We start from the raw sequence: 25,543 nt of genomic DNA, 5'->3' as shown, positions 1-25,543 counted from the left end.
TGAACAATGGCTGAAACGACTGTTGCAGCAAAAACAGTAAAGCTGAACATTACGCGTCAGGATTCTCCGGATTCTCAGCCGTACACGGAGCATTTTGAAATTCCGTATCGCCCGAATATGAACGTAATCAGCGCGTTAATGGAAATTCAGCGTAATCCGAAGAAGCAGGATGGACAAAATACGGCCCCGGTATGCTGGGAATCCAACTGTCTGGAAGAAGTGTGCGGCGCATGCTCCATGGTAATCAACGGCAAGCCGCGTCAAGCGTGCAGCGCCCTGATTGACAAGCTGGAGCAGCCGATTTCACTCGCTCCGATGAGCACATTCCCCGTTGTGCGCGATTTGGTCATCAACCGCGAGCGGATGTTCAATGCGCTCAAACGGGTGAAAGCCTGGATTCCCATTGACGGCACCTACGATCTGGGTCCTGGTCCGCGGATGGCGGAAACCAAGCGCCAGTGGGCGTACGAGCTGTCCAAATGCATGACCTGCGGCGTATGTCTGGAAGCCTGTCCGAACGTCAATGAGCGCAACAGCTTTATCGGACCTGCGGCAATCTCGCAGGTGCGGCTGTTCAATGCGCATCCAACCGGCGAGATGAATCAGGCGGAGCGTTTGGAAACCTTGATGGAGGATGGCGGTATCGAGGGCTGCGGCAACTCGCAGAACTGTGTGCGCGCCTGTCCGAAAGGTATTCCGCTGACGACCTCCATAGCGGCGATCAACAAAGACACCACCAAACAATTGTTCAAAAAATGGCTTGGAATTTAATTCATATCCATATAGACAAGCACATCCGGCAGGCAATTACGCCGGATGTGCTTTTTTATTAGCTTTCTGATAGATATTATTTATATAGTCGATATAATTATTGATGTTTTGTTTATCAAAAAATGCTGATAAGCTGGATATAACGTAAAAGCTCAATCGATATCGAGGAGGATATTAGTGATGAAAAAGCCAAGTGTAACTGGCCTTGAAGATGTGGTAGCCGCAGATACTCTGATCAGTTATGTAAATGGATTGGAAGGTCAACTGGTCTATCGGGGTTATTGGGCCAAGGAGTTGGCCGTTCATTATTCGTTTGAAGAGGCCGCCTGTCTGCTGTGGCGGGGCCATCTGCCGGACGCGGCTGAATTAACGAACTGTAAAGAACAGTTCGCAAGGGACAGGCGGCTCACACCGGAGCTCAAGACGCTGCTCGATGCAATACCCAGAGCGGCTCCACTCATGAGCACTGTCATGTCAGCGGTTGCTGCGCTCACACCGGAAGAAGACGGCTCCGGCTGGCCTCCCGGGCTCCGTCAGGCAGTTCGCATTACAGCGCTGCTGCCCACCGTGATCGCTTACCGGTATCATTCAATCATGGGCACACAATGGCCCGGGGAAGCTGATGAGAAAGACCATGTTGCCTATTACCTGCATGTCTTGTTCGGCCGCCCTGCCACAGCAGCCCATATTCGTGCAATGAATGCCTATATGATCCTGGCAATGGAGCACGGGTTAAATGCCTCGACATTTGCCGCCCGTGTTGTCGCATCCACAGAATCGGATATTTACTCGGCCGTAAGCGCTGCAATTGGCGCCATGAAAGGACCTCTGCACGGCGGAGCGCCTTCGGGAGTTATCAAGCTGCTCGAGAGGGTGGGTTCCAAGCCCCAGGCAGAGCCTGTCATCCGGAATATGCTGGAGCAGGGCGAGCGGCTGATGGGGTTCGGTCACCGGATCTACAGGAGGCTTGACCCAAGAGCCGAAGCGCTACGGGAGGTGACTGGCGCGATGGCGGGTATCGATGAATGGTTCGACCTGGCCTTATACACGGAAGAAACCGCCATCAGGCTGCTGGCTGAATATAAGCCGGGACGAGGGTTATATACAAATGTTGAATTTTACGCTGCTGCGCTCATGCGTTCGCTGCAAATGCCGGATCTGCTCTTCACGCCTACTTTTACGGCCGCGCGGGTGGTAGGGTGGACGGCCCATGTTCTGGAGCAATCCGGGAATAACCGGATTTTTCGTCCACAATCCAACTATGCAGGGCCCATGCCCACTTAAATAATCACATAAACAAAAATCCCGGAAGTCCCTGCAGAGGTTCCGGGATTTTTGTCTGTTTTATATTTAAATGTTCGATAGCTGCTCCAGGTAGGCTCTCAGAACATCACGCTGGACAATGAGGCTCATGAATTTGCCTGTGCGAATCGTCTGGACCAAGCCAGCCGTCTCCAGTTCTTTCACATGGTGAGAGATCGTTGCGGCGCTCACGGGATGGGTTTCATGCAGGATGCTGCAGGGCAGCGGGTCGCCGCTGGCCCCGATCTCCCTAAGCATCTGATAGCGCCGTGGCTCAGCCAAGGCGCGGGATATCCGCGTAAACTGCTGCTCTGTCAATGTCATCATGCTGATCTTCCTTTCCTCGTGTCTTGTACGACTTTTAATTATATATAGATAAAAAAAACCGCCCGTTGTCCGGGCAGTTTTAATACCAATGCTCTCCCCAATCCTGAATCGATTGGATAACAGGTTCAAGACCGCGTCCTTTTTCGGTTAACTCATATTCAATCCGGACAGGCATTTCCGGGTAAACGTTGCGTTTGATGATTTGACAATGCTCCAGTTCTTTCATCCGATCCGTCAGCATCTTGTCGCTCATATCTGGAATTTGTTCTTTAATGGCTTTGAAGCGTTTGGGACCGCCGAGCAGAACCCGAACAATCATACCTGTCCATTTCTTGCCAAGCATTTCTGCCGCATGCTCGTATTTTGGACACATTTTGGAATAATCCACAGTTCAATCACCCCTCTTGTTAGTTCTATTGTAGCACATGACGTCGCAAAAGAGAGCAGATTTTCTAACTGATCTTAATTGCTATACAATGAATATGAACTATATTATAGTTAGTATCAATTATAGCACTATTTGATTCCATATGTCACCCGGACGTTAAATAAATCAAAGAAACCTGCAAAAATGCTTGGTTATGGCCGGAAAACCGTTATAATGAGGGATGAGCACTAGGCTGTACTCATTCTATGCAAATTTCAATTTTCGAGGTGCTGCAGTATGACAGACAACTGGGGATTTTATGAACGCCGATCAGAATCGGAGCAGATGCGTGTCCTGGTCAACACGGGCTATAAAAATTCCGCCCCGTTGGCTGAGTTCGAGGATCTGCTTTCCATTACTATAAATTTATATCCGGTACGGGAACATAACCGTTCGAAGGGCGAATTCGTCAAACAGCTGGAGCAATTGGAAGGCAAGCTGGAGCATTGGCTAAACGATAGCGCGGATGCCATTTATGTCGGGAGAATTAATGTATCGACCCGTCTGGAATTTTATTATTATGCGCAGAAGGGCCGGATCAGCAGCAGCGTAATCCGGGATTGGATGAAAGATCAATGGGAATTCAGAGCCCAGCACTATATAAAAGAAGACCCGCAGTGGACGTTCTATTCCTACATGCTTCCTGACCCGCTGGAGGAATTATTTGTACATAACGCCCAGATGATCTACGCCCTCATCCATAAAGGGGATAATATCAGAGAGCCCAGACATGTCTATCACTGGCTGTTATTCCGTGAGGACGAGGACAGACGCGAGATGGAGACTATGCTCGAGGAGCTTGGATACCGGATTGAAAGGGAAAAGGAAGGCAGCCCGGATAACGGATACCCCTATCCGCTCGTCATCAGCAAATTCGAGGATGTCCGCCTGGATACGGTCAACGACAGAGTCAGAGAACTCTACAGGCTGATGTCCGGCAATGGAGGGCGATACGACGGCTGGGGCTCCGTGATGAAGCTGACGACGGTCAAACGGTTCCGGTACCAGATCCGCAAATTTATCGACTCTATACAGTCGCTGATTTTTAAGAAAAGCGATTCCAGGCGTCAATAAGCGCCTCGGCGCCGGTTTATACCCGAATCAGAATCAGCCCCGCGAACATAAAGGCAAACGCCGTCCACTGCAGAGCAGTCAGCCTTTCCCGGTACAGAACAATGGAGCCGGCTGCCACGACAAGACTGTTGGCGGCGAAGATTGGCCCGGCAATGTTCGCTTGTCCGGTTTGCAGCGCGACTGCATACAACTGCAGGCCGCCGTATGAGAATAAGCCGGCAACCAGCCCCCAAAGCAGCCCCGTCCGCGATGAGCCTCTCGAAGAATCCGCCAGTGCGCGCGCGGCTGCCGCTGGCGCTGATATTGCGGCAGGGGACTGAACCCGTCTCTGCTCCAGGAGCGCAGCATATGCGAACCACAGAATAGACAGCGCATAGGAAACGAACAGGACCGGTGCGCCTGCAAGACCCAATCCCTCCGTGACTTTAAGTCCCCCGTTGCGAACAGCAAATAATACGATGCTCACACCCACATAGAGGAACCACTTCTTTTGTTTCACGGACAGTTTCTCTCTGCCGCGGATCGAAACCAATACGACGGCAAGCAGCAGAAGCAGAACCCCCGTGAATTCCGTTCCCTGAAACGGCTCATTGTAGATAAAGGTTCCGAGCGCGACAACGAGAACGATATTCATATTGGTCAAAGGGGAAGTCAGGCTGGCCGGCCCGTATTCCAGCGCTTTCATAAACAGCACGTTGCCAAAAGCGGAGCCTGCCCCAATCAACAGTCCCGCGGTCCACACCCTGACGTCCGTCAAGGAAGCGGCCAGGTTTTGCTCTACTGCTGCATGCAGACCGAAGCCTGCCGTTCCGGAGATATACAGTCCCAGAAGCAGATACGTGGAGGAGCCTCTTCGCATCTGGGATACCTTCATCCACCAGCCCGCAAGGCCGAATAATATTGCGCTGCCGACAGCTGCTGCAAACCACATGAGAATTCATCCTTCTTTCAAAGAGGTTGTTCAGGTATTACGGGCTATCCGGCTTTTGTTCGGCATGCTGCCTGAGAAATTCTTGTCCGTATTCCCCATGAGGGAGTATGGAGGCATGCTCGGTTTGAATGGTTGAATGGGTAATGCCGTATTTGCCCCGCAGCAGCTCGTTAATGGCCAAAATGACATAGAACGGCTGTGAGTGCTTGGGGATGAACACATGTGCGGTGAGTGAATAATGGTCCGTCGAAATCGCCCACAGATGCATCTCGTGCACATCTTCAATGCCGTCAATGGTGAGCAGGCTGCTCCGCATTTCTTCAAGGTCGAATTTCTCCGGCACCGATTCCATAAGGATCAAATACGACTGGCGGATAATCCGATACCCTCCGGCGAATATAATGCCGCCGATGACCACGCTGATGATAGGATCCGCTATGTACCAATTTGTAAAATAAATCAGGACAGCCGACAGGATCACGCCGACCGAGCTGAGCAAATCGCCGATGAAATGCCACAATGCGCTTTGAATATTTAAATTATCTTCTTCCTTCATGCTGCGGCTAAGCACCACCGTCAGTACGATATTGACGATTAATCCGATGACCGCAATGATCAGCATCATTTGGAAGTTGATGGCAACGGGCTCGATAAAGCGCCGGATGCCTTCAATAAATATGCCGACTGCGATCACGGCTAGCGCCAGTCCGTTCAGGAACGAGGCAATGATCTCGAATCGCAGATACCCGAAGGTGAATTTGGAATTGGATGGACGCCGCGACAGATAGATTGCGGTCATGCTCAAACCAAGTGCTATTACATCCGATATCATATGCGCCGAATCAGACAGAAGCGCAAGAGAATGGCTCAGCACGCCTCCGGTAATTTCCACGATCGTGAAGAAAAGTGTAATCCAGAGTGTGATCCAAAGCGTACGCTTGGACGTTTCCTGTTCCTTGGCGTGGCGAAGATGGTGATAATCATGCATGTCGTTCACCCCTAATCATTTGTTACACAAATGAAATGATTCTGTTATCGTCCTTTTACATTCCTGGGCTATTATAATAAACAAGACCCCCTTTTACTTATATATAACATGGGACCTGCCGCTGGCAGGTCCACTTTTTTTGTTATGCTCCAGTTTTCGAATAATGATATTGTGTCCACCCGGGCGGATATAACCGTTATAGAGGCACAACAACCGGCTGCTTCTGCCTGTAATACACCCATTCCCGGAAACCAATCTCCTTCAGCTGTCTTCGCACAAGCTCCCAATCGTCGCCTACCCGGCTTGGAACATGCGCATCCGATCCGAAGGTCACCTGGACGCCGAAATGCAGGGCCCGCTCCAGTATGGCATCCGAAGGATACCAGCCGCCGACGTCCTTGGTCTTGCCTGAAGTATTGATCTCAATGGCCACGTTGTTCTGCGCAATAATCCTCAGCGTGTCGTCAATCGCATCCTCTGCTTCAATTTCGGAGAAGGCTGGATAATAGCCTTTCATGGCATCAATATGCCCCAGCACCTGGAAGGCTCCGCTGCGCGCCGACTGGGAGATCAGATTGTAATATTCGCGCTTTTCGTCGATTTTCTTGCTTTTCGACATGCCTTTCCACCGGTTGCGGTTAAAAATGCTGATTCCCCGCGTATGGTGGACGGAGCCGATAATATAGTCGAAGGGATGCGGCTCGTACATGCTGCGGTACAAGTTGATGGATTCGGGATAGAAGTCGGATTCCATTCCCAGCAGCACATCGATTTTGCCTTCGTATTTGGCTTTGAGCCGGAGAACTTCATTGATATAGTTGAGCAGATCACTTTTGGCCATGGCGATTCCAGGATGCGGTTGATCCTGTTCGCTGGCAAAGTAAGGGGAATGGTCGGATATGCCGATAACCTGGAGTCCTACCGTAATACCGGCCTTGATATACGATTCGATATCCCCGTCGGCATGGCCGCACCGGTAATGATGCGTATGTAGATCGAATTTCATCGTTCACATCTCCTATTCGCTGCTAATAAATTGATCCTCGGGCATGCCTTTCAAGTCGCTGAGAAACTGCTGCATGGCGGAATTGAGATAACGTCCGGATTTGAAGACGACACCGACGGGATGGCTCATGTCGAGTTCGTTTACACTGATTCGTTTCAGGGTTCCCAGTCTGACTTCATTGGCGATGGACAGCTTGGAGACGACAGCGGCTCCCAGATTGATTTCAACCATGCGTTTGACCTCTTCGCTGCTGGACAGCTCCATCACGATGTTGGGCTCGATATTGAATTTGCGGAATATTTTATCCAGAAAACGTCTTCCCAGCGTGTCTGGCGACAGCATAATCATCGGAATGTCCTTGAGCGCTTCAACAGGCATGTGCTTCAAGCCGCTTAGCGGATGCTCGGGCGACACGACGAGATCGTACGTATCATAATATAAGACCGAAGTTTCGACATTGGGATTTCGTTCGGACAAATAAGTAATGCCCAGATCAACGGAGCCGTTCTCCACACTGGTCATGACCTGTGCGGAAGGCATGGAATGAATGGTTGTTTTAATCAGCGGAAATTGATCTTGAAAATAAGACAAAACGCGCGGCAGGATTTGAATCGCGATCGAGGAGGTCGTCCCGAGCAGAATATGCCCCTGCGGCGTCTCATTCAGGTCGGAGAGCTTCTGTTTCAGCTCCTCGACAATGGATAAAATGCGCGAAGCATGCTCCAGGAATACCTGCCCGCGGTCTGTCAGGGTGACAGGCTGGTTCCGGTCAATCAGCACGGTCTTGAACTCGTCCTCCAGGCTCTTGACCTGTGCGGAAACGGCCGGCTGCGTCAAATTGAGCAATTCTCCGGCTTTGCGGAAGCTCATGGTCTTGGAGATGGTAAGCAAGGTCTCAAGCTGGCTGATGTTCACGGAAACCCTCCTTTGTCGATTAAAGATTTTTATCACTTATCGTACTATTATAAATGAAAAGCGGGAATACGGCAAAAGACCATGCAGCCCTTTGCAAAAACTTTAAGAAGGAATCATGTGGTGCCTGTCGAAAGGTTGAGCAGAGATATGGTGCCGATCAGAAGCGGTGCCTAGAAGAAGGAGCGAAAAGCAGATGAATCGTAAAGTGGTTCGCGGATGGCTGATGTATGACTGGGCGAATTCCGCTTTTGCGACGACGATAATGGCCGCGGTGATGCCCGTGTTCTATAACACCGTCGCAGGATCAGGGCTGACGGGCAATACGGCCGAAAATTATTGGGGATATACCCAGACAATCGCGATGATCTGTGTCGCGGTGCTCTCGCCCATCATGGGCGCAATCGCAGACTACTCTGGCATGAAGGTACGGTTCCTGTCCTTCTTTGCTGTTATAGGAGCAATCTCATGCGGAGCTATGGCTTTCATCGGCGAAGGAGATTGGCTGCTCGCATCCGTGCTTGTTGTGATCGGAACGATTGGCTATTCGGCGGGAAATACTTTCTATGACGGCCTGATCACGGATATCGCGCCGCCGCAGGAACGCGCTGCGATCAGCTCCAAAGGATACGCTGCCGGCTATTTGGGCGGGGGGCTTCTGCTGGCGCTGAATATTGTGATGATCGAAGGCTGGGAAATGCTCGGGTTTGCGGATAAAACAACGGGCACCCAGGCAGCATTTGCAACAGTCGGCATCTGGTGGCTGTTATTCTCCATCCCACTTATGAGGAATGTCAAAGAGCAGGCCAAGGGGGCCTCGAGCGGAGCGGGCCATGCGGTCAGAAACGGATTTGTGCGCATTGGCCAAACCTTGAGGTCAGCCAGAAAATTCCCTGAGCTCCTCAAGTATATGCTGGCATTCTGGTTTTTTAACGACGGCATTAACACGGTTATTGTCATGGCTACCATATACGGCAGCGGCATCGGCATCGAGACTACTCACTTGATTATTGCGCTGCTGATTACCCAATTTGTAGGCTATCCAAGTACGCTGCTGTTTATCAGAGCGGCGGCGCGTCTTGGAACCAAGCGATCCTTGAACATGTCCCTGATGATCTATATTCTGATTGTGGTTCTGGGCTTCTTTATGACCAATGCGGTGCATTTCTATATCTTGGCATTCATGGTTGGGCTTGTGCAGGGAGGAAGCCAGGCGATTGCCCGGAGCATCTATGCCAATCTGGTGCCGCCATCCCGGACCGCGGAATTTTTCGGCTTCCTCAGTCTGTCCAGCAAATTCTCTTCGGTCATGGGCCCGCTGATTTTCTCCATTGTGGGAACCATTACCGGCTCCAGCAGGCTGGCGATACTATCGCTTGTCGCCTTCTTCGTCATCGGCATCGTACTTCTGGCCAGAGTGGATCTGGAGAAGGGAGCGCGCGAATCGCTGGCTAATGATGTGGATGACGGAGGAAGCACGATTGCATTGTGAAAATTCCCGTTATTGCCCTTCGGAGCGGGCGGAAGACTGGTTTTGTACGCGCAGCGGGATTCTGCCTGGATTAGGGACATTCGATTAGTCCAAAACAGCAAAAAAATAACGTCTTTCCCGGTAGAGGGGGACGTTATTTTTGTTGTTATTCGAAGCTCCCGCTTACAGTCACAGCCAATCCTTCTTGCGGAAAATATAGAACATCCCGCAGCCGAGAAACAGCATGATAAAGAGCAAAATATAGGAGCCGCCATGCAGATGCAGGCCGGGAATATAATCAAAATTCATTCCGTATATACCGGTTATGAAGGTAAGAGGCATAAAGATCGTGGTCAGTGCCGTAAATACGCGCATGATTTCATTGGCGCGGTTGGCCAGACTGGATTGATAAGCCTCGCGCAAGTTGCCCATGAGGTCGCGATAGGTCTCGAAGGTCTCGGCGATTTTGACCGCATTCTCATAGATATCGCTGAAATATTTCTGCAGCTGATCGTCGATCAGCTTCAGATCCTTTTTGTTGAGCGTGAAGATGACGTCCTTCTGCGGACCCAGCACCTTTTTCAGCCACAAAATTTCACTTCGCAGACCGATGATTTCAGTCAGATGGGATTTCTTCGTATGCATGAGGATATCTTCTTCCAGGCTTTCAATGCGCGCTTCAATCCGGTCGCCGACCAGGAAATAATTGTCAACGACAAGATCGACCAGATGGTAGAGGAATCTGTCCGGTCTGCCGACTTCCTCTTCCCACAGAATCGGCTTTAAAGTGCGCAGCTCGTTGATTTTTTGCTTGGTCACCGTAATAATATAATGCCGTCCGAGGAAGATGTTCAAGGCTCTGAGAAAGATCTCCTCGTCATCAAACCGGATGCTGTTGATCACGATGAAATAATGGCCCTCATGAATTTCAATCTTCGGCCGCTGCTCTTCCTCGCTGAGGCAATCCTCGACGGCCAGGTCGTGGAGGGCGAATATCGGCTGCAGCACAGCCAGATCGTCGACGTCCGCGTCAATCCAGTAAAAGCCCTCAGTGGGCGGAATAGTGGCAGTATGAATATCCTCAATTGTCGTAAAAATGCCCTGATTAACCAGACGGATTTTCATCCGCATCCCTCTCCTCTCTTTCCTTAATGATGGTTTTTCCCGGATGCCGGTAGAATGGAGGGAGGCATTTATCAATACGTTACGCTGACCATAGCGATGCAGACCGAACCTGTATCAGGAAGGACGGCGTTGAACGATATGGACGGCTGTATCGTAAGCAGACATGCGCTAAGTTCCAGTACCGGTAATCAATGCGGTTGCCCGCAGGCCTCGGGTCGCCTTCCATATGCGTCAACACCCCTTTTTGGAATCCATTTGGGATTTAATCATGCAATCCTTGTCTAGTATACTCTGACAGTGTCTTTCCATTCAAGAAGAAACTAGGCGGGCCGCATGATACTGTAATTTATGCGCTGATACCTCATGGGGTGAACATCACAGCCTGCCTGTTATTTTACTCATACTTGACGGGAATAAGGGAATGATTTAAAGTAAACATAAGTCGACCGATAATTAAATAGCAAGCTTTCTTATCAAGAGCAGGCGGAGGGACTAGCCCGATGAAGCCCGGCAACCGGCGTTTATACGCACGGTGCTAATTCTTGCGGAAACATTTTGTTTCTGACAGATGAGAGGCGCATGAACGATATTTTTTATGCCCCTACTCTGACACCAGAGCGGGGCTTTTTTCGTTTCCCGCCTGCCCGGCGAGGCGATTAAAGGAACCCGCAACATGAGGAGTGAACGAGAAGATGCCAATCAAAGTACCTGATCATTTACCTGCCAAAGACATTTTGTCGGGTGAGAACATTTTCGTAATGGATGAAAGCACCGCCTTCCATCAGGACATCCGGCCGCTGCGGATCGCCATATTGAACCTGATGCCTACCAAGGAAACGACCGAAACGCAGCTGCTTCGTCTGATCGGCAATACCCCGCTGCAGGTTGAAGCGGTACTGCTTAACCCGAGAACGCATACGTCGAAGAATACCTCGGCGGAGCATTTGGAAAGCTTCTATAAATCGTTCGACGATATTTCCCACGAATATTATGACGGAATGATCATTACCGGCGCACCCATAGAGCATCTGCCGTTTGAAGAAGTGACGTACTGGGAAGAGCTCAAGGATATTATGGACTGGAGCGCCCGCAGGGTCACATCGACCCTGCACATCTGTTGGGGCGCTCAGGCTGGATTGTACCACCACTACGGCGTGCCGAAGTATGACCTGGACAAAAAGATATTCGGCGTTTACCCGCACACGCTCGAGAAGCGCAATGTTCCGCTGCTCAGAGGCTTCGACGAACAGTTCTACGTGCCGCAATCGCGCCACACCGAGTTTCGCCGGGAAGATATCGAACCGATAGCCGACCTTGAAATTCTGTCTTCGTCTCCCGATTCCGGCGTTTACCTCGTGGCTTCCAAGGACAAAAGACAGATCTTCGTAACGGGTCATTCCGAATACGATCCTCTGACGCTGAAATGGGAATATGACCGCGATCAGGCCAAGGGGCTGCGGATCGATGTTCCGCAAAACTATTTTCCAAACAATGATCCTTCATTAATACCGCTTTCCAGCTGGCGGGCGCATGCGAACCTGCTGTTCTCGAACTGGTTGAACTATTACGTGTACCAGCAAACGCCCTACGATTTGGGAGCAGGCATCTAAAACATACCATTATACGAGCTGAAAAGGAGCTTATCCTACGATGAAAATTGAAAGCCGATTAGCCCAGATAGGTTCCCAAAGTGAGCCGGTTACCGGAGCGGTGAGCTTCCCGATTTATCAAGCCACCGCTTTCCGTCATCCGCAGCTTGGCCAAAGCACGGGGTTCGATTACGCAAGGACGAAGAGCCCGACGCGCAAGGTGCTCGAGGATGCCGCGGCAGAGCTGGAATCCGGAGATGCCGGATTCGCCTGCAGCACCGGCATGGCCGCGCTGCAAACGGTATTCGCGATGTTCAGCCAAGGCGATCATCTGCTGGTGTCGCTGGATCTGTACGGGGGCACCTACCGTCTGCTGGAGCGGATCATGAGCCGTTTTGGCGTGACGGCTTCTTATGTGGACACGAACGATATTGATGCGCTGTCCCAGCATTATACGCCGAGTACGAAAGCGGTTCTGATCGAAACGCCGACGAACCCGACGATGATGATTACTGATATTGAACGGGTATGCGCCTGGGCCAAATCCAAGGGGTTGCTGACGATTGTGGACAATACGCTGCTTACGCCCTTCTTCCAACGGCCGATTGAGCTGGGAGCGGATATTGTCATTCACAGCGCGACCAAATATCTTGGCGGACACAATGACGTGCTGGCCGGACTGATTGTCACCAAAGGCAAGGAGCTGTCCGAGCAGATGTTCTTCCTGCATAATTCCATCGGAGCCGTTCTCGGAGCACAGGATTCATGGCTGCTCATGAGGGGGATGAAGACGCTCGCGCTGCGGATGGAGCGCCATCAGGAGAATGCGATCCGTCTGGCTGGCTGGCTGTATGAGCATGAGGCTGTGGAAGAGGTCTACTACCCGGGCCTCTCCCATCATCCGGGCCACGATATCCAGAGCCGTCAAGCCTCGGGCAATACCGGGATTTTCTCCTTCCGTTTGAAGGATGCCAGGTATGTCGAGCCGATTCTCCGCCATATCAAGCTGATTGCTTTCGCGGAAAGCCTCGGCGGCGTGGAATCATTGATGACATATCCGGCTGTGCAGACGCATGCCGATATTCCGGAGGAAATCCGCCGTCAGGTCGGTGTTGACGACCGGCTGCTGCGCTTCTCGGTGGGCATTGAGCATGCCGATGATCTGATTGCGGATCTTGGCCAGGCGCTTGAAGCGGCAGCGCGCGAAATCGGGAAGGAGTAACGATACTTATGGCAGAACAGGAACAGCAGCAGGATAAAGGCGCCAGGAAAACGGACAAGCAGTTCGCCACGAAGCTCATTCACTTCGGCGCAGAGATCGATGAGCATACAGGAGCCTCCAGTGTGCCGATTTACCAGGCGTCGACTTTTCATCACCACGATATTTTTAACCCGCCGGATTATGATTACAGCCGCTCAGGCAACCCGACCCGGCAGGCGCTTGAGGATTATATTGCGCTTTTGGAGGGCGGAGAGCGCGGCTTTGCTTTCTCCAGCGGAATGGCAGCCATCTCCACGGCCTTTCTCCTTCTCTCAAGCGGGGATCATGTTATTGTCACAGAGGATGTATACGGCGGGACTTATCGTCTGCTTACAACCATTCTTGACCGGCTTGGAATTGAATCGACCTTTGTGGACATGACCCGTTTTGAAGAGGTGAAGTCGGCACTAAAGCCGAACACGAAAGCGGTGTTCATGGAAACGCCGTCGAATCCGACGCTCAAAATCACCGATATTGCGGAGATCACCGCATGGGCCAAGCAGCGCAATCTGCTGACCATGCTCGATAATACGTTTATGACCCCTTATCATCAGCGGCCTATTGAGCTTGGAGTGGATATTGTGCTGCACAGTGCGACAAAATTCCTCGGCGGTCATAGCGATGTGTTGGCCGGTCTGGCCGTAGCTGCTAACGAAAGCCTTGGCCGCAGGCTCAAACAGCTGCAGAACGGTCTGGGCACTGTGCTCGGCGCGCAGGAATCCTGGCTGCTTATTCGCGGGATGAAGACCTTGCAGGCGCGGATGGAGCACAGTGAGAAGAGCGCGCGCAAACTGGCCTCCTGGCTCCTTCAGAACGATGGTGTCGTACAAGTGTTCTACCCGGGTCTTGAGAATCATCCGGGACGGGAGATTCACGAGAAGCAGTCGCTCGGTTATGGCGCGGTGGTGTCCTTCGACGTTGGCGATGGCGACCGGGCGAAGGCGGTGCTGAGCCGCGTGAAGCTGCCGATCGTGGCGGTCAGTCTTGGTGCGGTTGAAAGCATTCTGTCGTATCCGGCGATGATGTCCCATGCGGCTATGCCGCGCGAGGTGCGTCATGAGCGAGGCATCACGGACGGCTTGCTCCGGTATTCCGTCGGTCTGGAAGACATAGACGACCTGATTGCCGATCTTGATCAGGCGCTGCGTCAATAATTAGACATATTTGCGCATAAATACCGGAAAACATGATAATGGACGATACGCGGCAGTCCTGACGGACCAGCCGCGTTTTTCGGCATTCAGGCATGCTTTTGCTTAAAGCTGCGGTTAATGACGCGTTTGTACGCTTTATGTTAATATGAATGATAGGCAGGACTTATAGCGTACGGTATTGATAATAAAGGAGGTATTTCGCAGAATGCAAAATATAGATCGTATATTGGAAAAAGCGCTGCAGGGCGAACGGGTTGGACTGGAAGATTGCGTGACATTGTTTGAGTCCGATGAAATTGAAAAAATGGGGCATGCCGCCAACATTTTGATGGAGCGCCGTCACCCGGAGCCCATCACGACTTTTGTTGTGGGACGCAACATCAACTATACGAATGTGTGTGATGTGTACTGCCGCTTTTGCGCCTTTTACCGCGCTCCCGGATCGCCGGAAGGCTATGTTCTTCCCGATGAGACGATTCTCCAGAAAATCCAGGAAACCATGGATGTGGGCGGAACTGAAATTCTGATGCAGGGCGGTGTGAATCCGACCTTGCCTTTCTCCTATTACCTGGATCTGCTGCGCAAAATCAAGGTGCATTTCCCGGGCATCACGATGCATTCCTTCTCTCCCGCAGAGATTCATAAAATGCGCGAAATTTCAGGCGGCTTAACGATGGAAGAGACCATGCGCGAGCTGAATGCGGCGGGGCTCGATTCGCTGCCGGGCGGTGGCGGCGAGATTCTCGATGACCGCACGCGCCGCAAGATCAGCCGGCTTAAGGGCTCCTGGACCGATTGGATGGACGTGATGAAGACGGCTCACCGCATCGGGATGAACACGACCGCAACGATGGTGATCGGGTTCGGGGAAGAGATGGAGGAGCGGGCGCTTCACCTTCTGCGGGTGCGCGAAGCGCAGGATGAATGTATTGCGAACGGCTATGACTCGCGCGGCTTTCTGGCCTTTATTCCATGGACCTTCCAGCCTGAGAACACGAATATGAAGCGTGAGAAAGCAACGCCTGAGGAATATTTGAAGACACTGGCGATCAGCCGGATCACCTTGGATAATATTGATAATTTCCAATCCTCATGGGTTACAATGGGACCTGATGTAGGCAAGCTTTCTCTGCAATACGGCTGCAACGATTTTGGCAGCACGATGATCGAAGAGAATGTTGTCTCTGCCGCGGGAACGACCCACAAAGTCAACATCGAGTCCATTCTCCGGCTTATCCGCGAATCGGGCAAGATTCCAGCACAGCGTAACACGAAATATGAAATATTGAAGATGTATCAAGAGTCGGATGGGGTCGAGCATGATTTTATTATGCAGAACTAAAGACTTTGGCTTTCAATATTAAAATATAAAGAAGCTCCCTGCAAAGCGATCTATCCATCGCACTGCAGGGAGCTTCTTCCTGTTTTACGCAAGCTGCGTTTCAGCTAAATCTGCTGCTGCAATAACAGTCTTGTTCTTACCGGAGTTCTTGGCTTTGTACAGCGCGGCATCCACCCGGTTGAAGAACCGTTCCTTGCCGTCGCTGGCCGAATATTCTCCCACTCCGATGCTGACTGTTACGGGTTTGCCTCCCAGCGATTCGTGAGACAGCCGGGAAATCTCCAGCCTGATTTTATCCACCATTTCAAGGGCTTCAGCCATGGGCTTGTCCGTAAACAAGATGGCGAATTCCTCTCCGCCGTAACGGGCCACAAAGTCGTTCTGATAGGCTTTGCTGCTGATTAGTTTGGCTACCCTTTGCAGTACGACATCACCGGCGCGATGTCCATACGTATCATTGACATGCTTGAAATTATCAATATCAATCAATGCCAGCTGAAGCGGCAAGCCGTTATCCTCATGCTGTTCAATCAGCTTTTCAAAATACTCATGAAATGTCATGTGATTGTACAGCTCGGTTAACGCATCGGTTTTGGCCAGCTTATCCATCCAGATAGTCTTGACGAGAAGCTCCTGATTGGATTCGAAGGAGGACTTCAAATGGCTGATCAGCTCGCGCCCGCGGCGGATAACGCCCCAGCCGACCAGTGAGAAGCAGGAGAACATGACTGTAATCGTTACCAAGCCAACCAGCGTAATGTCATGATTCATGAAATTATTGGTCCAATACATCAGGTAAACCGAAGCCATTGTTATAACGTAGGCAAAAATCATTTTTTTGGGATGGAAGTAGAATATGGAAACCATGACAGGCAGGAAAAGTCCGAGCAGCAAATAGTTAATGGAGTTGTGGATGTAAACAATAATGTAGGCCAATAAAGACGAGGTGATGATTAGAATATAATCCTGATACTTGCCTTTTAATGCCCGGAGTCCCGTTTCGGCAAGCAGAAGCGTCGATAATTGAAAAACGGTGGGCCTCACCATATATTTGAGAATAAATTCCCGGGATGAAATCTCCGTTATCGTTAAATACAAGCATTCCAGAAAAATAGAGAACAACAAAATGAACCAGAATCCGCTAAGAAGCATGCGATTCCAGCGGTAACGGTTATAATCCAGCGATTCATAATCCATGATATTCACTCCAGCGGCCAGCTTCGTTCAAAACTCAATATACCACGAATACTCATTCTTTCCAATCCCTAACCATTTACCCACTCGATGCATCGTATATATGCTCTGGCAGGACCATATACTGATATAAGAAGAAAAAACACGTAAAAATATGTAGGAGTGAGCCTATGGAATTGTTCACCGTATCTCTGATGTCGGCTTCAGGCGAAGCGCTTGGACGGCTGCGCGAATATTTGCAGGAAGAATTCCTCGATTTACATAACAATGCCGGATCCGGCGGCGAATATGTGATCATACATTGCACCCCGGATCTTCAATATGGAGCCATAACCTGCAGTGCGGAAATGAAGGATTTCAACCTTGCTTTGCACGGCCCACTTGTTTACCGCCGGGCGGCAAACGCTTTTGCCCGGTATATATTGACCGAGATGGAGCCGACGCTGCTCCATTCGATCATCCGGAAGCAATTTCATTATGAAGAGCCCCGTGAAATTGAATCGGTGGAGCAGTACTGCAAAAATCTGCTATTTGGGGGAGAGTCCAGCTCCCATGAAGCTGTCAGTGCGGATCTGGAGATGCTGCGGGTCGACCGGGACCGCCGGAAAAATAAAGTTGCTGCCGAGCTCGAAGAGTTCCTGGGCAGCAATACCCGCATCCATCTGGATGGATATGTCACCTTCCGTCTTGCTTCCTATTGGGAGGAGCTCAGGGAAATCGCGGCCTTCGCAGTCGATGAGTACGTCATGGATAAGCAGTATCAGGAATTTATCTCTTTATTGAAATATTTCGTTCGCATGCAGGAGGTAAAGCTGCCGATCGTTCATGTTGTCCATAAGGGCGGAACGGAATTCGTCCTCTATAACGAGGAATTTCAAATGCTCGAAGCGGTGCCGGCTGACCGGATTGTTGCAGAGATGCTGGAAACGGAAATGAATATGGAGGATATGATTGTAAGCACATTGATCACGATATCGCCGGAGAATATCGTCATTCATACCAGGCAGCCGGAGCTTCAGGTTATGCGGACGCTGGAGACGATTTTTGAACAGCGCGTTCAGCTTTGTGTGGAATGCACAAGCTGCACCTTTTATTTCGAGCAGTTTCATGATCTCCAGCAGCATGAACCGGTCTCGGCCCCGCGGATGATTACCGCCAAACGCAAATGGACTTGACCGCTGCGCAAAGCTCGGATTATAATGTTTGCATATAAAGCTTTGAGAAAGACATGTATCTGCCTCACAATACGCACGTTCCAGAGAGAGGGACCATCAGGCTGCAAGCCCCTCACGCCTGCGTTGGCGGATATACCCCTTTTTAGCTGCCCAGTTGAAGCCGTTACAGACGGTAGTAAGCTGCGCCGGTTTCGTTCCCGTTACCGAACGCTCACAAGGATTGGCTCCAAGGCGCATATATGGCCCTTGCGTCAATTGAACCAGGGTGGAACCACGGGTCTGACAGGCACTCGTCCCTTTTACGGGATGTGTGCTTTTTTTGTTGTCTGCATTCCACCATACAACATATCTGCAGGAGGTTGAAGATGTCGATTCAAGTGAAATTTCCCGATGGGAATGTACGGGAGTATGACGGGGGAACTACGGTTGAGGATGTGGCCGGCTCCATTAGCAGCGGTCTTAAGAAGAACGCCATTGCCGGTAAGGTCAACGGCAAGGTGGTCGATGTATACACGCCGCTTGAAGAGGATGCATCGCTTGAGATCGTGACGCTTGAGACTGCGGACGGACTTGAAGTATACCGCCACAGCACAGCGCATTTGATGGCCCAGGCGATCAAGCGCCTGTACGGCAGGACAGAAGTCAAGCTTGGCATCGGACCGGTAATCGAGGATGGGTTCTATTACGATATTGATCTGGAGCAATCCCTCACTCCGGAGGACCTGGTTAAGATCGAGAAGGAAATGGAAAAGATCGTGCAGGAAAATCTGCCTATCCGCCGCCGTGTTGTCAGCCGCGAGGAGGCAATCGCGATTTTTACGGAGCTGGATGATCCGCTGAAGCTTGAGCTTATCCGCGATCTGCCCGTTGAAGCAGAGCTGACGATTTATGATCAGGGCGAGTTCTTCGACCTGTGCCGAGGTCCGCATCTGCCGTCGACCGGCCGCATCAAGGCTTTCAAACTGCTGAGCGTGGCAGGAGCCTACTGGCGCGGGGATTCCAAGAACAAAATGCTGCAGCGTATATACGGCACCGCGTTTCCCAAAAAAGCGCAGCTGGACGAGCATCTTCACTTTCTTGAAGAAGCCAAGAAACGCGATCACCGCAAGCTCGGCCGCGAGCTGAAAATGTTCACCTTCTCGCGAGAGGTGGGTCAGGGACTGCCGCTTTGGCTTCCCAACGGCGCGACTGTAAGACGTACCATGGAACGCTACATCGTCGATCTCGAAGAACGCCTTGGCTACCAGCATGTCTATACGCCGGTGCTGGCTAATGTGGAGTTGTACAAGACGAGCGGCCACTGGGAGCATTACAGCGAGGACATGTTCCCCAAAATGATAATGGATAACGAGGAGCTTGTTCTTCGTCCCATGAACTGCCCGCATCATATGATGGTTTTCAAAAGCGAAATGCGCTCCTACCGGGATCTGCCTGTTCGTGTGGCAGAGCTTGGCACGATGCACCGTTATGAGATGTCAGGGGCGCTGACGGGGCTTCACCGCGTGCGTGCCATGACGTTGAATGACGCGCATATTTTCTGCCGTCCCGATCAAATCAAAGAGGAATTCGGCCGTGTTATCAAGCTGATCCGCCAGGTATACGAAGATTTCGGCATCAAAGATTACCGTTTCCGGTTATCCTACCGTGATCCGAAGGACACAGAGAAATATTTTCCAAATGACGAGATGTGGGAAATGTCCCAGCGAATGCTGCGCGAGGTTGCCGAGGAGCTGGAGTTATCTTTCTTCGAAGCCGAAGGAGAAGCCGCATTCTACGGCCCCAAGCTGGATGTCCAGATCAAAACGGCGCTGGGCAAGGAAGAGACGTTGTCCACTGCACAGCTCGACTTCCTGCTGCCGGAGCGCTTCGAGCTCGAATATGTCGGAGATGACGGCAAGAAACACCGGCCGGTCGTTATACACAGGGGGATTATCAGCACGATGGAGCGGATGACCGCTTTCCTGCTGGAGAATTTTGCGGGGGCGCTGCCGCTCTGGCTATCTCCGGTGCAAGCCAAAATCCTTCCGGTCTCCACGGCTTATGAGAGCTATGCACGGGAGGTTGAAGAGAAGCTTCGCGCTTCAGGAATCCGTGTGGAATCCGATCTGCGCAATGAGAAGCTGGGCTATAAAATACGCGAGGCGCAGCTGGAGAAAGCTCCTTATATGCTTGTTGTCGGCGATAACGAAGCGCAGTCGGGCACAGTATCGGTGCGTAAACGCGGCGAAGGCGATATCGGAGCCAGACCGGTGTCAGAACTGATCTCCTTGCTTCAGGAAGAAATCAGCGCCAAGCAGATATAGAAATCAGCAGCAATTGCTGGACTTTACGGCGGAACTGCCTGTTTTGGAGGGGAAGAAATGGACTTATCCGAGCTTAATCGACGGCGATGTGAAATTCTTCCTCTCTATTAAACTATCTTCCAATTGATAGAATCGTGAATAAAGCTTGCTCTATATGGGTAACCTCCTCATAGGGGGGACTACATCCAAATGAAGACAAGCATGCCCATCTTCCGTTTCCTGCTCGCAGCTTTACTTGCAGGGGCGGTAATTGTAACAACGATTTCGGGAAACAGCACGTCCAGCAAGAAGGAGACAGCCGATGCTCCTGCTGTTGAAGTTATCAAGCCGTTAAACCTTGCAAACGCGGTTATGGATCAGGAGAAACCTGCCCGCAAGGTGAAAGAAGCCAATAAGAAGACTCAGGCAAGGAAACATATTAAGGTGGTCGCAACCGGTTATACAGCAGGCGTCGAATCGACTGGGAAAAAGCCGGGCCATCCCTTGTACGGAATCACGTATTCCGGAGTTAAGGTGAGACGGGATATCGTTTCGACCATTGCGGCGGATCCCAAGGTTTTTCCTATCGGGACCCTGCTTTATGTTCCGGGTTACGGCTATGGCGTAGTAGCAGATACGGGTTCAGCGATCAAGGGTCATAAAATCGATTTATATTTTGAGACCCGTAAGCAGGTGTACAAGCAATGGGGCAAACGGACCGTTGAAGTGCAGGTTATCAAGCAGGGTGACGGAAAAGTGTCGGAATCATGGCTGAGGTCCTTAAATAAGTCGGTTACTGCAGAAGGACCTATACCGGCAGCTCTTTTGGAATCTTGAAAAATATGTAGAGGGTTGTTCAACAAACTTGAAATTTGTTGAATCGCCTTCTTTTTTTTATTGGAAAAATATGATATTATGGCTGTAAACGCTATCATCAAAATAAGCGGGGCGGTTACCTGTGGGTATTAATTACCATTTTTTAGAAGATGATGGAGAGAAGGATCTTGACCTTGAGCAGGTTGAAGATCGACTGCGGGAACTATATAACCAAATGATTCGAGTGGCCTATTCCAAAGTTATTAATAAATCAGACGCCCAGGATGCCGTCCAGGAAGCTTGGGTAAGCATTCTGACGAAGCAGGATACTCTGCGGGAACAAAGCAAACTTTATTCCTGGGCCAAAACGATTACGGCCAACGCGGCGATTAATATCAACAGACAGGCAAAGCGCTCCCAAGGCTACGGCTGGACTGAAGCGCAGGAAGAACAGGCGCAAGCGGGCTATCAGGATGAAGCGGGACTGCAATTTGAAATTTCCGAGCTGCTGGCATTGCTGGACCCCCGCTCCCGTACTATGCTGCTTTACAAGTTTTATTACGGATTCAAAGACCAGGAAATCGCCGATGCGATGAACGTGCCGCTAGGGACGGTAAAGGCCAGAATCCATCGCAGCAAGCTGCAGCTCAAGAAGCTGGACAAGCAGTCTGACGCCCAGGGAATGTGAAGTTTTTGGTTACATAAATGACTTTCCGCTATGCCATACTAAAGGCGTACGGGGGGTGAGTACAATGGCGAAAAACAAAAACAACAAAACAAAGGCAGCCTCCAACCAATTCAACTCGGAGTTTGCCCAAGATAACAATTCAGCGGCTGCAGCAAATACTGCGAATACGCTCAACAAGTCAGCTTCACAAAATGCACAGAAATAACACTGTTTATAAATAAATGACTACGGTCATGACAAGAGGAGCCGACAAGGTTCCTCTTTCTTTTTGCCAAGTGCTGCATTATAATGTTACTAATTCTGACATATTTCCTCTGAGGGTGGTTACCTGAATGAATCGTTTGCAGCGCCTTTGGTCACGCGGGGCAGAGGCTGAGAGCTTGACTTTGCCTTTGCAGCAGAATCAGGAAAGTGAAGTTATGGAGCAATTAATTAACGAATCAATAGTCATTTCGGACCAGCTTACGGCAGCGGTTGAGGAAGTAAATCAATCCATAGGCGAGTTGACTCAAATTGCGGATCAATCGGCAGAGACCGAAGGTCAGCTGCGTGAGGCCGGCATTAAAGCCATGGAACGGATTGAAGAGACCTTCTCCACGCTGCAGGAAGTGGCAGCCTCGGCTGAGCATATCAGTGAAACGGCGGAGCAGCTTGACCGGCAAAGCAAGTCTGCCAATGAAGATGTGCTGCAGGCTCGCCGTCTGCTTACGAATACAGATCAGGTTATGACTGATTTACATACGTACAATAGGGCAGTGGATAGGCATATCCGTGATTTGATTGAACAAACCTCGCGCATTAATGAAATCAATGAGTTCATTCAGGAAATCGTTTCCCAAACCTCGCTGCTTGCGCTTAACGCTTCCATCGAAGCGGCGCATGCCGGAGAATACGGCCGGGGGTTTGCTGTTGTAGCCCAGCAGATCAAGAAGCTGGCGGAGCAGAGCCATGAGGCGGTGAGGCGTTCAAGCGGGCTGGTCCAGGAAATCGAGAGCGGGGTTCGTCAGGTTGTCATTTCCGTTGATTTGGAAAAATCGGCGGTTGAGCGCGGCATTCTGGAAATGGCGCAGACCAAGGAACGGATGGATTATGTTTTTACCCGGATCCAGGAGGTGGATACGCTGATTGGCAGGAGCAGCATTGCGAGCAGGCGGCAGACGGAGCATATGACACATACCACATCAATGCTCAAGGAAGTCGTGGATGCGGTCAATCATACGATGGGCAACGTGGATGAAACATTGGAGCTGACGCATCAGCAGCGCCGCCAGATCGGCAAATTGAATCATGTCCGGGTGAATCTGGGGCGGTCATCGGATGCTTTCTCGCACGCCGTGCAGAAGGTCGGATTCAAGAGCAAGACGGCTATTATACCCGAGAGCGTAAGCGGGATTATCGATCAGTTGGCTTTGCTGGCGAAGGATTCTGGGTTCATCGTGGATGAGAACAGCCATCAGGCGAAATTAACGCAGCTCATGCAGCGGGATTCCGGGATTGAGGCAATATGGTCCAACCGCGGCGACGGTGCTTTTATCTTCTCGATGCCGGAAGCGGGATTGCTCAATGCCAAAGGACGTGAATGGTGGAGACGTGCTATGGAGGGGAATGTTTATACCTCTGAGGTCTATATTTCGGCTATTACGAAGAAGCCATGCTTGACGGTCTCGGTCCCGGTTGTTTCGGATCATGGCCAGGTACTGGGAGTGATTGGAGCTGACGTCGGAGTCAAATAATGGACACGAATTGTGCATGAAAAGGGTTTTCAAATAGCAGTCAATCGTGTACTATTAATGGTGTGACAATTGATAACATGCAGAGATAGGAGAATTCTCATGACTGATCCGATTGTTTCCACCTCGCCATCCCGGTTGAAGCATCGCAAGGCTGCGGAGGTCATTCCGTTTCTGGAAGCCTATATCTCAAAAAAAGAACAAGAAATCGCCGAAATCGAGCAGATGGTCGAGCGTTATGAAAAACGCCGTTTGATCGAAGAACGTTCGTATCAGTCGATGTCGACTCTGCGCAGGCTGCTTTCCGGCAAGAAGCCGGATCATCATCTTGCAGTAGAATACATTCATTATGTGAAAAAACCAATGGAAAAGGTTCGTGCCCTTCGTATTGAAGTGGAGAATGCCCGTTCAATTCTCAGAAGCTCCGGTACGTCCGATATTATTGCCGTTTCCGATGAATTAGCCGATGAAATGAATTAAAAGCCGTCCCGGTCCGGGGCGGCTTATTCTTTGACTTCATATCTATTTTCTGGCTTTGAGAAGCTCCAGGTCGAGGAAGTCATGGTCCTGATTATAGGCTGGAACACCATGGATGCCGACATCGAGGCCGATCAGTTCTTCATCCTTGGAGACGCGCACCGGCATAACCCGTTTGATCAGCCAGAGAGAACCCCAGGTCAGGGCAAAGCCCCATAGGCTGATGATGGCCAGTCCAAGAGCTTGAACGCCAAGCAAATGCCAGCCGCCTCCATAGAACAGCCCGTAATATTCCTGGCCGATTCCTTTGGTCAGCTCCGGCTTGGCAAACAGGCCGACGGCAAGCGCACCCAGACTTCCGCTGATTCCGTGAACAGCAAATGCCCCAACGGGATCGTCAACCCGTCTGCTTTCCAGAAATTCAGTAGCCAGCACCATCATGACGCCGCAAAATGCTCCGATGAGGATAGCGGCCTGGTCGGACACGAAGGAGCAGCCAGCCGTAATCCCGACAAGACCTGCCAGGGAACCATTGATCACCATGGGAGGGTCGGCTTTCTTATAGCGGAACATGGTGAACAAGATACAGGCCGCGCCGCCTGCGGAGGCTGCCAGCATCGTAGTGACGGCGATATGCCCGATGGAGCCGTTGGTGGCGCTCAAGGTGCTGCCGGAATTAAAGCCGAACCAGCCGAACCAGAGGATAAAGGCGCCTACGGAAGCCAGCGGCAAATTGGACGGGGGAACAATATTGCTTTTGCCGTCCGCTGTGAATTTGCCGATTCGCGGACCGATGAAAATCGCAGCAGCCAGAGCCGAAAAGCCGCCAAGCGCGTGAATGACGGCTGAGCCTGCAAAATCGATCATACCGAGCTTGCCCAGCCATCCGCCAACGGACCATACCCAGTGTCCGGCCAGCGGATAAATCAGACCGGTCATTGCAATGGTATATAAGATATAGGCCCGAAAATGGATTCGTTCCGCTACTGCCCCGGATACAATGGAAATGACCGCGATAACAAATGCGCATTGAAACAGCCAGTATGTATCATGGGTAATATTCAGGCTGATGTGGGACAGGTCCCCGCCCAGCATGAATCCGGTGGTGCCGATGAAGCCGCCAGCATCTTTGCCATACATGAGTGCGAAGCCGATAAAATAAAAAATTAAGGCGCCGAACGTAATGTCGACGAATACTTTCATTATAATGCTGACTGCATTTTTCTGCCTGACAAACCCGGCCTCAAGCAAAGCGAAGCCGCCCTCCATAAGCAGTATCATGGCCGCCGTCAGGACCACCCAAATGGTGTCAAGCCCCGTGGACAGTGTGGCCACATCCATACGTTCATCTCCTGTCTATAAATTTCATGTAAGGTTTTATCTCTAACTCCTGGTCCGTTCATCATTATATAAGCGCCGTGTCAATCATGTCAACGCAGGAAGTGATGAGAGATCACACATAGCTTTCGCTCCTCAAACAGGTCTCGGTCTCTGGTCGTAG

General features: G+C 51.0%; 24 protein-coding genes and 1 riboswitch. Of the genes, 15 read left to right on the top strand and 9 right to left on the bottom strand.

Annotation, left to right across the window (positions count from 1 at the left end; all coding sequences use genetic code 11):
• Window positions 1-6 precede the first annotated feature (6 nt).
• The gene (gene sdhB / locus AC0YOB_RS30215; RefSeq protein ID WP_210038437.1) at window positions 7-771 is read left to right on the top strand and encodes a succinate dehydrogenase iron-sulfur subunit; all 765 of its coding nucleotides are present in this window, start codon (window positions 7-9) and stop codon (window positions 769-771) included.
• Window positions 772-951: 180 nt separating this feature from the next.
• Window positions 952-2,055 carry a citrate/2-methylcitrate synthase gene (locus AC0YOB_RS30210; protein ID WP_475795939.1) on the top strand — a complete coding sequence of 368 codons (1,104 nt, stop codon included), beginning with the start codon at window positions 952-954 and terminating at the stop codon, window positions 2,053-2,055.
• A 66-nt stretch (window positions 2,056-2,121) separates the two neighbouring features.
• On the opposite strand, the gene AC0YOB_RS30205 is transcribed toward AC0YOB_RS30210, so the two are convergent.
• Together AC0YOB_RS30205 and AC0YOB_RS30200 are read right to left on the bottom strand one after the other, a co-directional pair.
• A complete protein-coding gene (locus tag AC0YOB_RS30205; protein ID WP_475795938.1) occupies window positions 2,122-2,400 on the bottom strand; it encodes an ArsR/SmtB family transcription factor in 279 nt (92 codons plus the stop codon).
• Between the two features lie 79 nt (window positions 2,401-2,479).
• Window positions 2,480-2,788, bottom strand: a complete 309-nt coding sequence (locus AC0YOB_RS30200; RefSeq protein WP_379113961.1) for a winged helix-turn-helix transcriptional regulator — start codon at window positions 2,786-2,788, stop codon at window positions 2,480-2,482.
• A gap of 276 nt (window positions 2,789-3,064) precedes the next feature.
• On the opposite strand from AC0YOB_RS30200, the gene AC0YOB_RS30195 reads away from it, so the two are divergent.
• On the top strand, window positions 3,065-3,901 hold the full coding sequence (locus tag AC0YOB_RS30195) for a DUF695 domain-containing protein (RefSeq protein WP_475795937.1): 837 nt from the start codon (window positions 3,065-3,067) through the stop codon (window positions 3,899-3,901).
• Window positions 3,902-3,917: 16 nt separating this feature from the next.
• Here the strand turns inward: AC0YOB_RS30195 and AC0YOB_RS30190 are convergent, their stop codons facing one another.
• The 4 genes from AC0YOB_RS30190 to AC0YOB_RS30175 form a co-directional block, all read right to left on the bottom strand.
• Window positions 3,918-4,832, bottom strand: a complete 915-nt coding sequence (locus AC0YOB_RS30190) for an EamA family transporter (protein WP_475795936.1) — start codon at window positions 4,830-4,832, stop codon at window positions 3,918-3,920.
• Between the two features lie 37 nt (window positions 4,833-4,869).
• On the bottom strand, window positions 4,870-5,820 hold the full coding sequence (locus tag AC0YOB_RS30185) for a cation diffusion facilitator family transporter (protein ID WP_210038442.1): 951 nt from the start codon (window positions 5,818-5,820) through the stop codon (window positions 4,870-4,872).
• A gap of 196 nt (window positions 5,821-6,016) precedes the next feature.
• A complete protein-coding gene (locus AC0YOB_RS30180) occupies window positions 6,017-6,826 on the bottom strand; it encodes a histidinol-phosphatase (protein ID WP_475795935.1) in 810 nt (269 codons plus the stop codon).
• Between the two features lie 12 nt (window positions 6,827-6,838).
• Window positions 6,839-7,741 (bottom strand): LysR family transcriptional regulator, encoded by a 903-nt coding sequence (locus AC0YOB_RS30175; RefSeq protein WP_210038444.1) that lies wholly within the window; start codon window positions 7,739-7,741, stop codon window positions 6,839-6,841.
• Between the two features lie 193 nt (window positions 7,742-7,934).
• On the opposite strand from AC0YOB_RS30175, the gene AC0YOB_RS30170 reads away from it, so the two are divergent.
• Window positions 7,935-9,230 (top strand): MFS transporter, encoded by a 1,296-nt coding sequence (locus AC0YOB_RS30170; RefSeq protein ID WP_475795934.1) that lies wholly within the window; start codon window positions 7,935-7,937, stop codon window positions 9,228-9,230.
• 168 nt (window positions 9,231-9,398) lie between these two features.
• On the opposite strand, the gene corA is transcribed toward AC0YOB_RS30170, so the two are convergent.
• Window positions 9,399-10,334 (bottom strand): magnesium/cobalt transporter CorA, encoded by a 936-nt coding sequence (corA, locus tag AC0YOB_RS30165; RefSeq protein WP_210038446.1) that lies wholly within the window; start codon window positions 10,332-10,334, stop codon window positions 9,399-9,401.
• A gap of 467 nt (window positions 10,335-10,801) precedes the next feature.
• A riboswitch (SAM riboswitch) is annotated at window positions 10,802-10,909 on the top strand.
• Window positions 10,910-11,026: 117 nt separating this feature from the next.
• Here corA and metA point away from each other — a divergent pair.
• The 4 genes from metA to mqnC all read left to right on the top strand — a co-directional run bounded on the left by metA (window position 11,027) and on the right by mqnC (window position 15,680).
• Complete coding sequence (gene metA, locus AC0YOB_RS30160; RefSeq protein WP_475795933.1) at window positions 11,027-11,944, top strand: homoserine O-acetyltransferase MetA; 918 nt, start codon at window positions 11,027-11,029, stop codon at window positions 11,942-11,944.
• Window positions 11,945-11,984: 40 nt separating this feature from the next.
• The gene (locus AC0YOB_RS30155; protein ID WP_475795932.1) at window positions 11,985-13,145 is read left to right on the top strand and encodes an aminotransferase class I/II-fold pyridoxal phosphate-dependent enzyme; all 1,161 of its coding nucleotides are present in this window, start codon (window positions 11,985-11,987) and stop codon (window positions 13,143-13,145) included.
• An 8-nt stretch (window positions 13,146-13,153) separates the two neighbouring features.
• Entirely contained in the window at window positions 13,154-14,338 is a 1,185-nt protein-coding gene (locus AC0YOB_RS30150; protein WP_475795931.1) for an aminotransferase class V-fold PLP-dependent enzyme, read from the top strand.
• 205 nt (window positions 14,339-14,543) lie between these two features.
• A complete protein-coding gene (gene mqnC / locus AC0YOB_RS30145) occupies window positions 14,544-15,680 on the top strand; it encodes a cyclic dehypoxanthinyl futalosine synthase (RefSeq protein ID WP_475795930.1) in 1,137 nt (378 codons plus the stop codon).
• Window positions 15,681-15,764: 84 nt separating this feature from the next.
• On the opposite strand, the gene AC0YOB_RS30140 is transcribed toward mqnC, so the two are convergent.
• A complete protein-coding gene (locus tag AC0YOB_RS30140; protein ID WP_475795929.1) occupies window positions 15,765-16,877 on the bottom strand; it encodes a GGDEF domain-containing protein in 1,113 nt (370 codons plus the stop codon).
• A 167-nt stretch (window positions 16,878-17,044) separates the two neighbouring features.
• On the opposite strand from AC0YOB_RS30140, the gene AC0YOB_RS30135 reads away from it, so the two are divergent.
• The 7 genes from AC0YOB_RS30135 (at window position 17,045) to AC0YOB_RS30105 (ending at window position 24,045) form a co-directional block, all read left to right on the top strand.
• A complete protein-coding gene (locus AC0YOB_RS30135; RefSeq protein ID WP_475795928.1) occupies window positions 17,045-18,049 on the top strand; it encodes a putative sporulation protein YtxC in 1,005 nt (334 codons plus the stop codon).
• Window positions 18,050-18,414: 365 nt separating this feature from the next.
• Complete coding sequence (thrS, locus tag AC0YOB_RS30130; RefSeq protein WP_475795927.1) at window positions 18,415-20,352, top strand: threonine--tRNA ligase; 1,938 nt, start codon at window positions 18,415-18,417, stop codon at window positions 20,350-20,352.
• Between the two features lie 189 nt (window positions 20,353-20,541).
• Window positions 20,542-21,168, top strand: coding sequence for a 3D domain-containing protein (locus AC0YOB_RS30125; protein WP_475795926.1), 627 nt, complete (start codon window positions 20,542-20,544; stop codon window positions 21,166-21,168).
• 121 nt (window positions 21,169-21,289) lie between these two features.
• Window positions 21,290-21,835 carry an RNA polymerase sigma factor gene (locus tag AC0YOB_RS30120; protein ID WP_379113962.1) on the top strand — a complete coding sequence of 182 codons (546 nt, stop codon included), beginning with the start codon at window positions 21,290-21,292 and terminating at the stop codon, window positions 21,833-21,835.
• Between the two features lie 64 nt (window positions 21,836-21,899).
• A complete protein-coding gene (locus AC0YOB_RS30115; protein ID WP_210038455.1) occupies window positions 21,900-22,040 on the top strand; it encodes a hypothetical protein in 141 nt (46 codons plus the stop codon).
• 127 nt (window positions 22,041-22,167) lie between these two features.
• Window positions 22,168-23,568: a methyl-accepting chemotaxis protein gene (locus tag AC0YOB_RS30110; protein WP_475795925.1), complete on the top strand. Its 1,401-nt coding sequence runs from the start codon at window positions 22,168-22,170 to the stop codon at window positions 23,566-23,568.
• A gap of 99 nt (window positions 23,569-23,667) precedes the next feature.
• Entirely contained in the window at window positions 23,668-24,045 is a 378-nt protein-coding gene (locus AC0YOB_RS30105; RefSeq protein WP_210038457.1) for a hypothetical protein, read from the top strand.
• 42 nt (window positions 24,046-24,087) lie between these two features.
• Here AC0YOB_RS30105 and AC0YOB_RS30100 read toward each other — a convergent pair whose 3' ends face one another.
• On the bottom strand, window positions 24,088-25,383 hold the full coding sequence (locus tag AC0YOB_RS30100; RefSeq protein ID WP_475795924.1) for an ammonium transporter: 1,296 nt from the start codon (window positions 25,381-25,383) through the stop codon (window positions 24,088-24,090).
• Window positions 25,384-25,543: the final 160 nt, after the last annotated feature.

Source organism: Paenibacillus sp. JT31N17, assembly GCF_056269255.1.
This window is presented reverse-complemented; position numbering and strand designations above follow the sequence as displayed.

Coding starts and splice junctions, on each gene's coding strand:
- AC0YOB_RS30150 (WP_475795931.1), top strand. CDS start 13,154: ATGGCAGAACAGGAACAGCAGCAGGATAAAGGCGCCAGGAAAACGGAC.
- metA (WP_475795933.1), top strand. CDS start 11,027: ATGCCAATCAAAGTACCTGATCATTTACCTGCCAAAGACATTTTGTCG.
- AC0YOB_RS30125 (WP_475795926.1), top strand. CDS start 20,542: ATGAAGACAAGCATGCCCATCTTCCGTTTCCTGCTCGCAGCTTTACTT.
- AC0YOB_RS30170 (WP_475795934.1), top strand. CDS start 7,935: ATGAATCGTAAAGTGGTTCGCGGATGGCTGATGTATGACTGGGCGAAT.
- corA (WP_210038446.1), bottom strand. CDS start 10,334: ATGAAAATCCGTCTGGTTAATCAGGGCATTTTTACGACAATTGAGGAT.
- AC0YOB_RS30115 (WP_210038455.1), top strand. CDS start 21,900: ATGGCGAAAAACAAAAACAACAAAACAAAGGCAGCCTCCAACCAATTC.
- AC0YOB_RS30155 (WP_475795932.1), top strand. CDS start 11,985: ATGAAAATTGAAAGCCGATTAGCCCAGATAGGTTCCCAAAGTGAGCCG.
- AC0YOB_RS30185 (WP_210038442.1), bottom strand. CDS start 5,820: ATGCATGATTATCACCATCTTCGCCACGCCAAGGAACAGGAAACGTCC.
- thrS (WP_475795927.1), top strand. CDS start 18,415: ATGTCGATTCAAGTGAAATTTCCCGATGGGAATGTACGGGAGTATGAC.
- AC0YOB_RS30190 (WP_475795936.1), bottom strand. CDS start 4,832: ATGTGGTTTGCAGCAGCTGTCGGCAGCGCAATATTATTCGGCCTTGCG.
- AC0YOB_RS30195 (WP_475795937.1), top strand. CDS start 3,065: ATGACAGACAACTGGGGATTTTATGAACGCCGATCAGAATCGGAGCAG.
- mqnC (WP_475795930.1), top strand. CDS start 14,544: ATGCAAAATATAGATCGTATATTGGAAAAAGCGCTGCAGGGCGAACGG.
- AC0YOB_RS30205 (WP_475795938.1), bottom strand. CDS start 2,400: ATGATGACATTGACAGAGCAGCAGTTTACGCGGATATCCCGCGCCTTG.
- AC0YOB_RS30110 (WP_475795925.1), top strand. CDS start 22,168: ATGAATCGTTTGCAGCGCCTTTGGTCACGCGGGGCAGAGGCTGAGAGC.
- AC0YOB_RS30210 (WP_475795939.1), top strand. CDS start 952: ATGAAAAAGCCAAGTGTAACTGGCCTTGAAGATGTGGTAGCCGCAGAT.
- AC0YOB_RS30180 (WP_475795935.1), bottom strand. CDS start 6,826: ATGAAATTCGATCTACATACGCATCATTACCGGTGCGGCCATGCCGAC.
- AC0YOB_RS30105 (WP_210038457.1), top strand. CDS start 23,668: ATGACTGATCCGATTGTTTCCACCTCGCCATCCCGGTTGAAGCATCGC.
- AC0YOB_RS30135 (WP_475795928.1), top strand. CDS start 17,045: ATGGAATTGTTCACCGTATCTCTGATGTCGGCTTCAGGCGAAGCGCTT.
- AC0YOB_RS30100 (WP_475795924.1), bottom strand. CDS start 25,383: ATGGATGTGGCCACACTGTCCACGGGGCTTGACACCATTTGGGTGGTC.
- AC0YOB_RS30140 (WP_475795929.1), bottom strand. CDS start 16,877: ATGGATTATGAATCGCTGGATTATAACCGTTACCGCTGGAATCGCATG.
- sdhB (WP_210038437.1), top strand. CDS start 7: ATGGCTGAAACGACTGTTGCAGCAAAAACAGTAAAGCTGAACATTACG.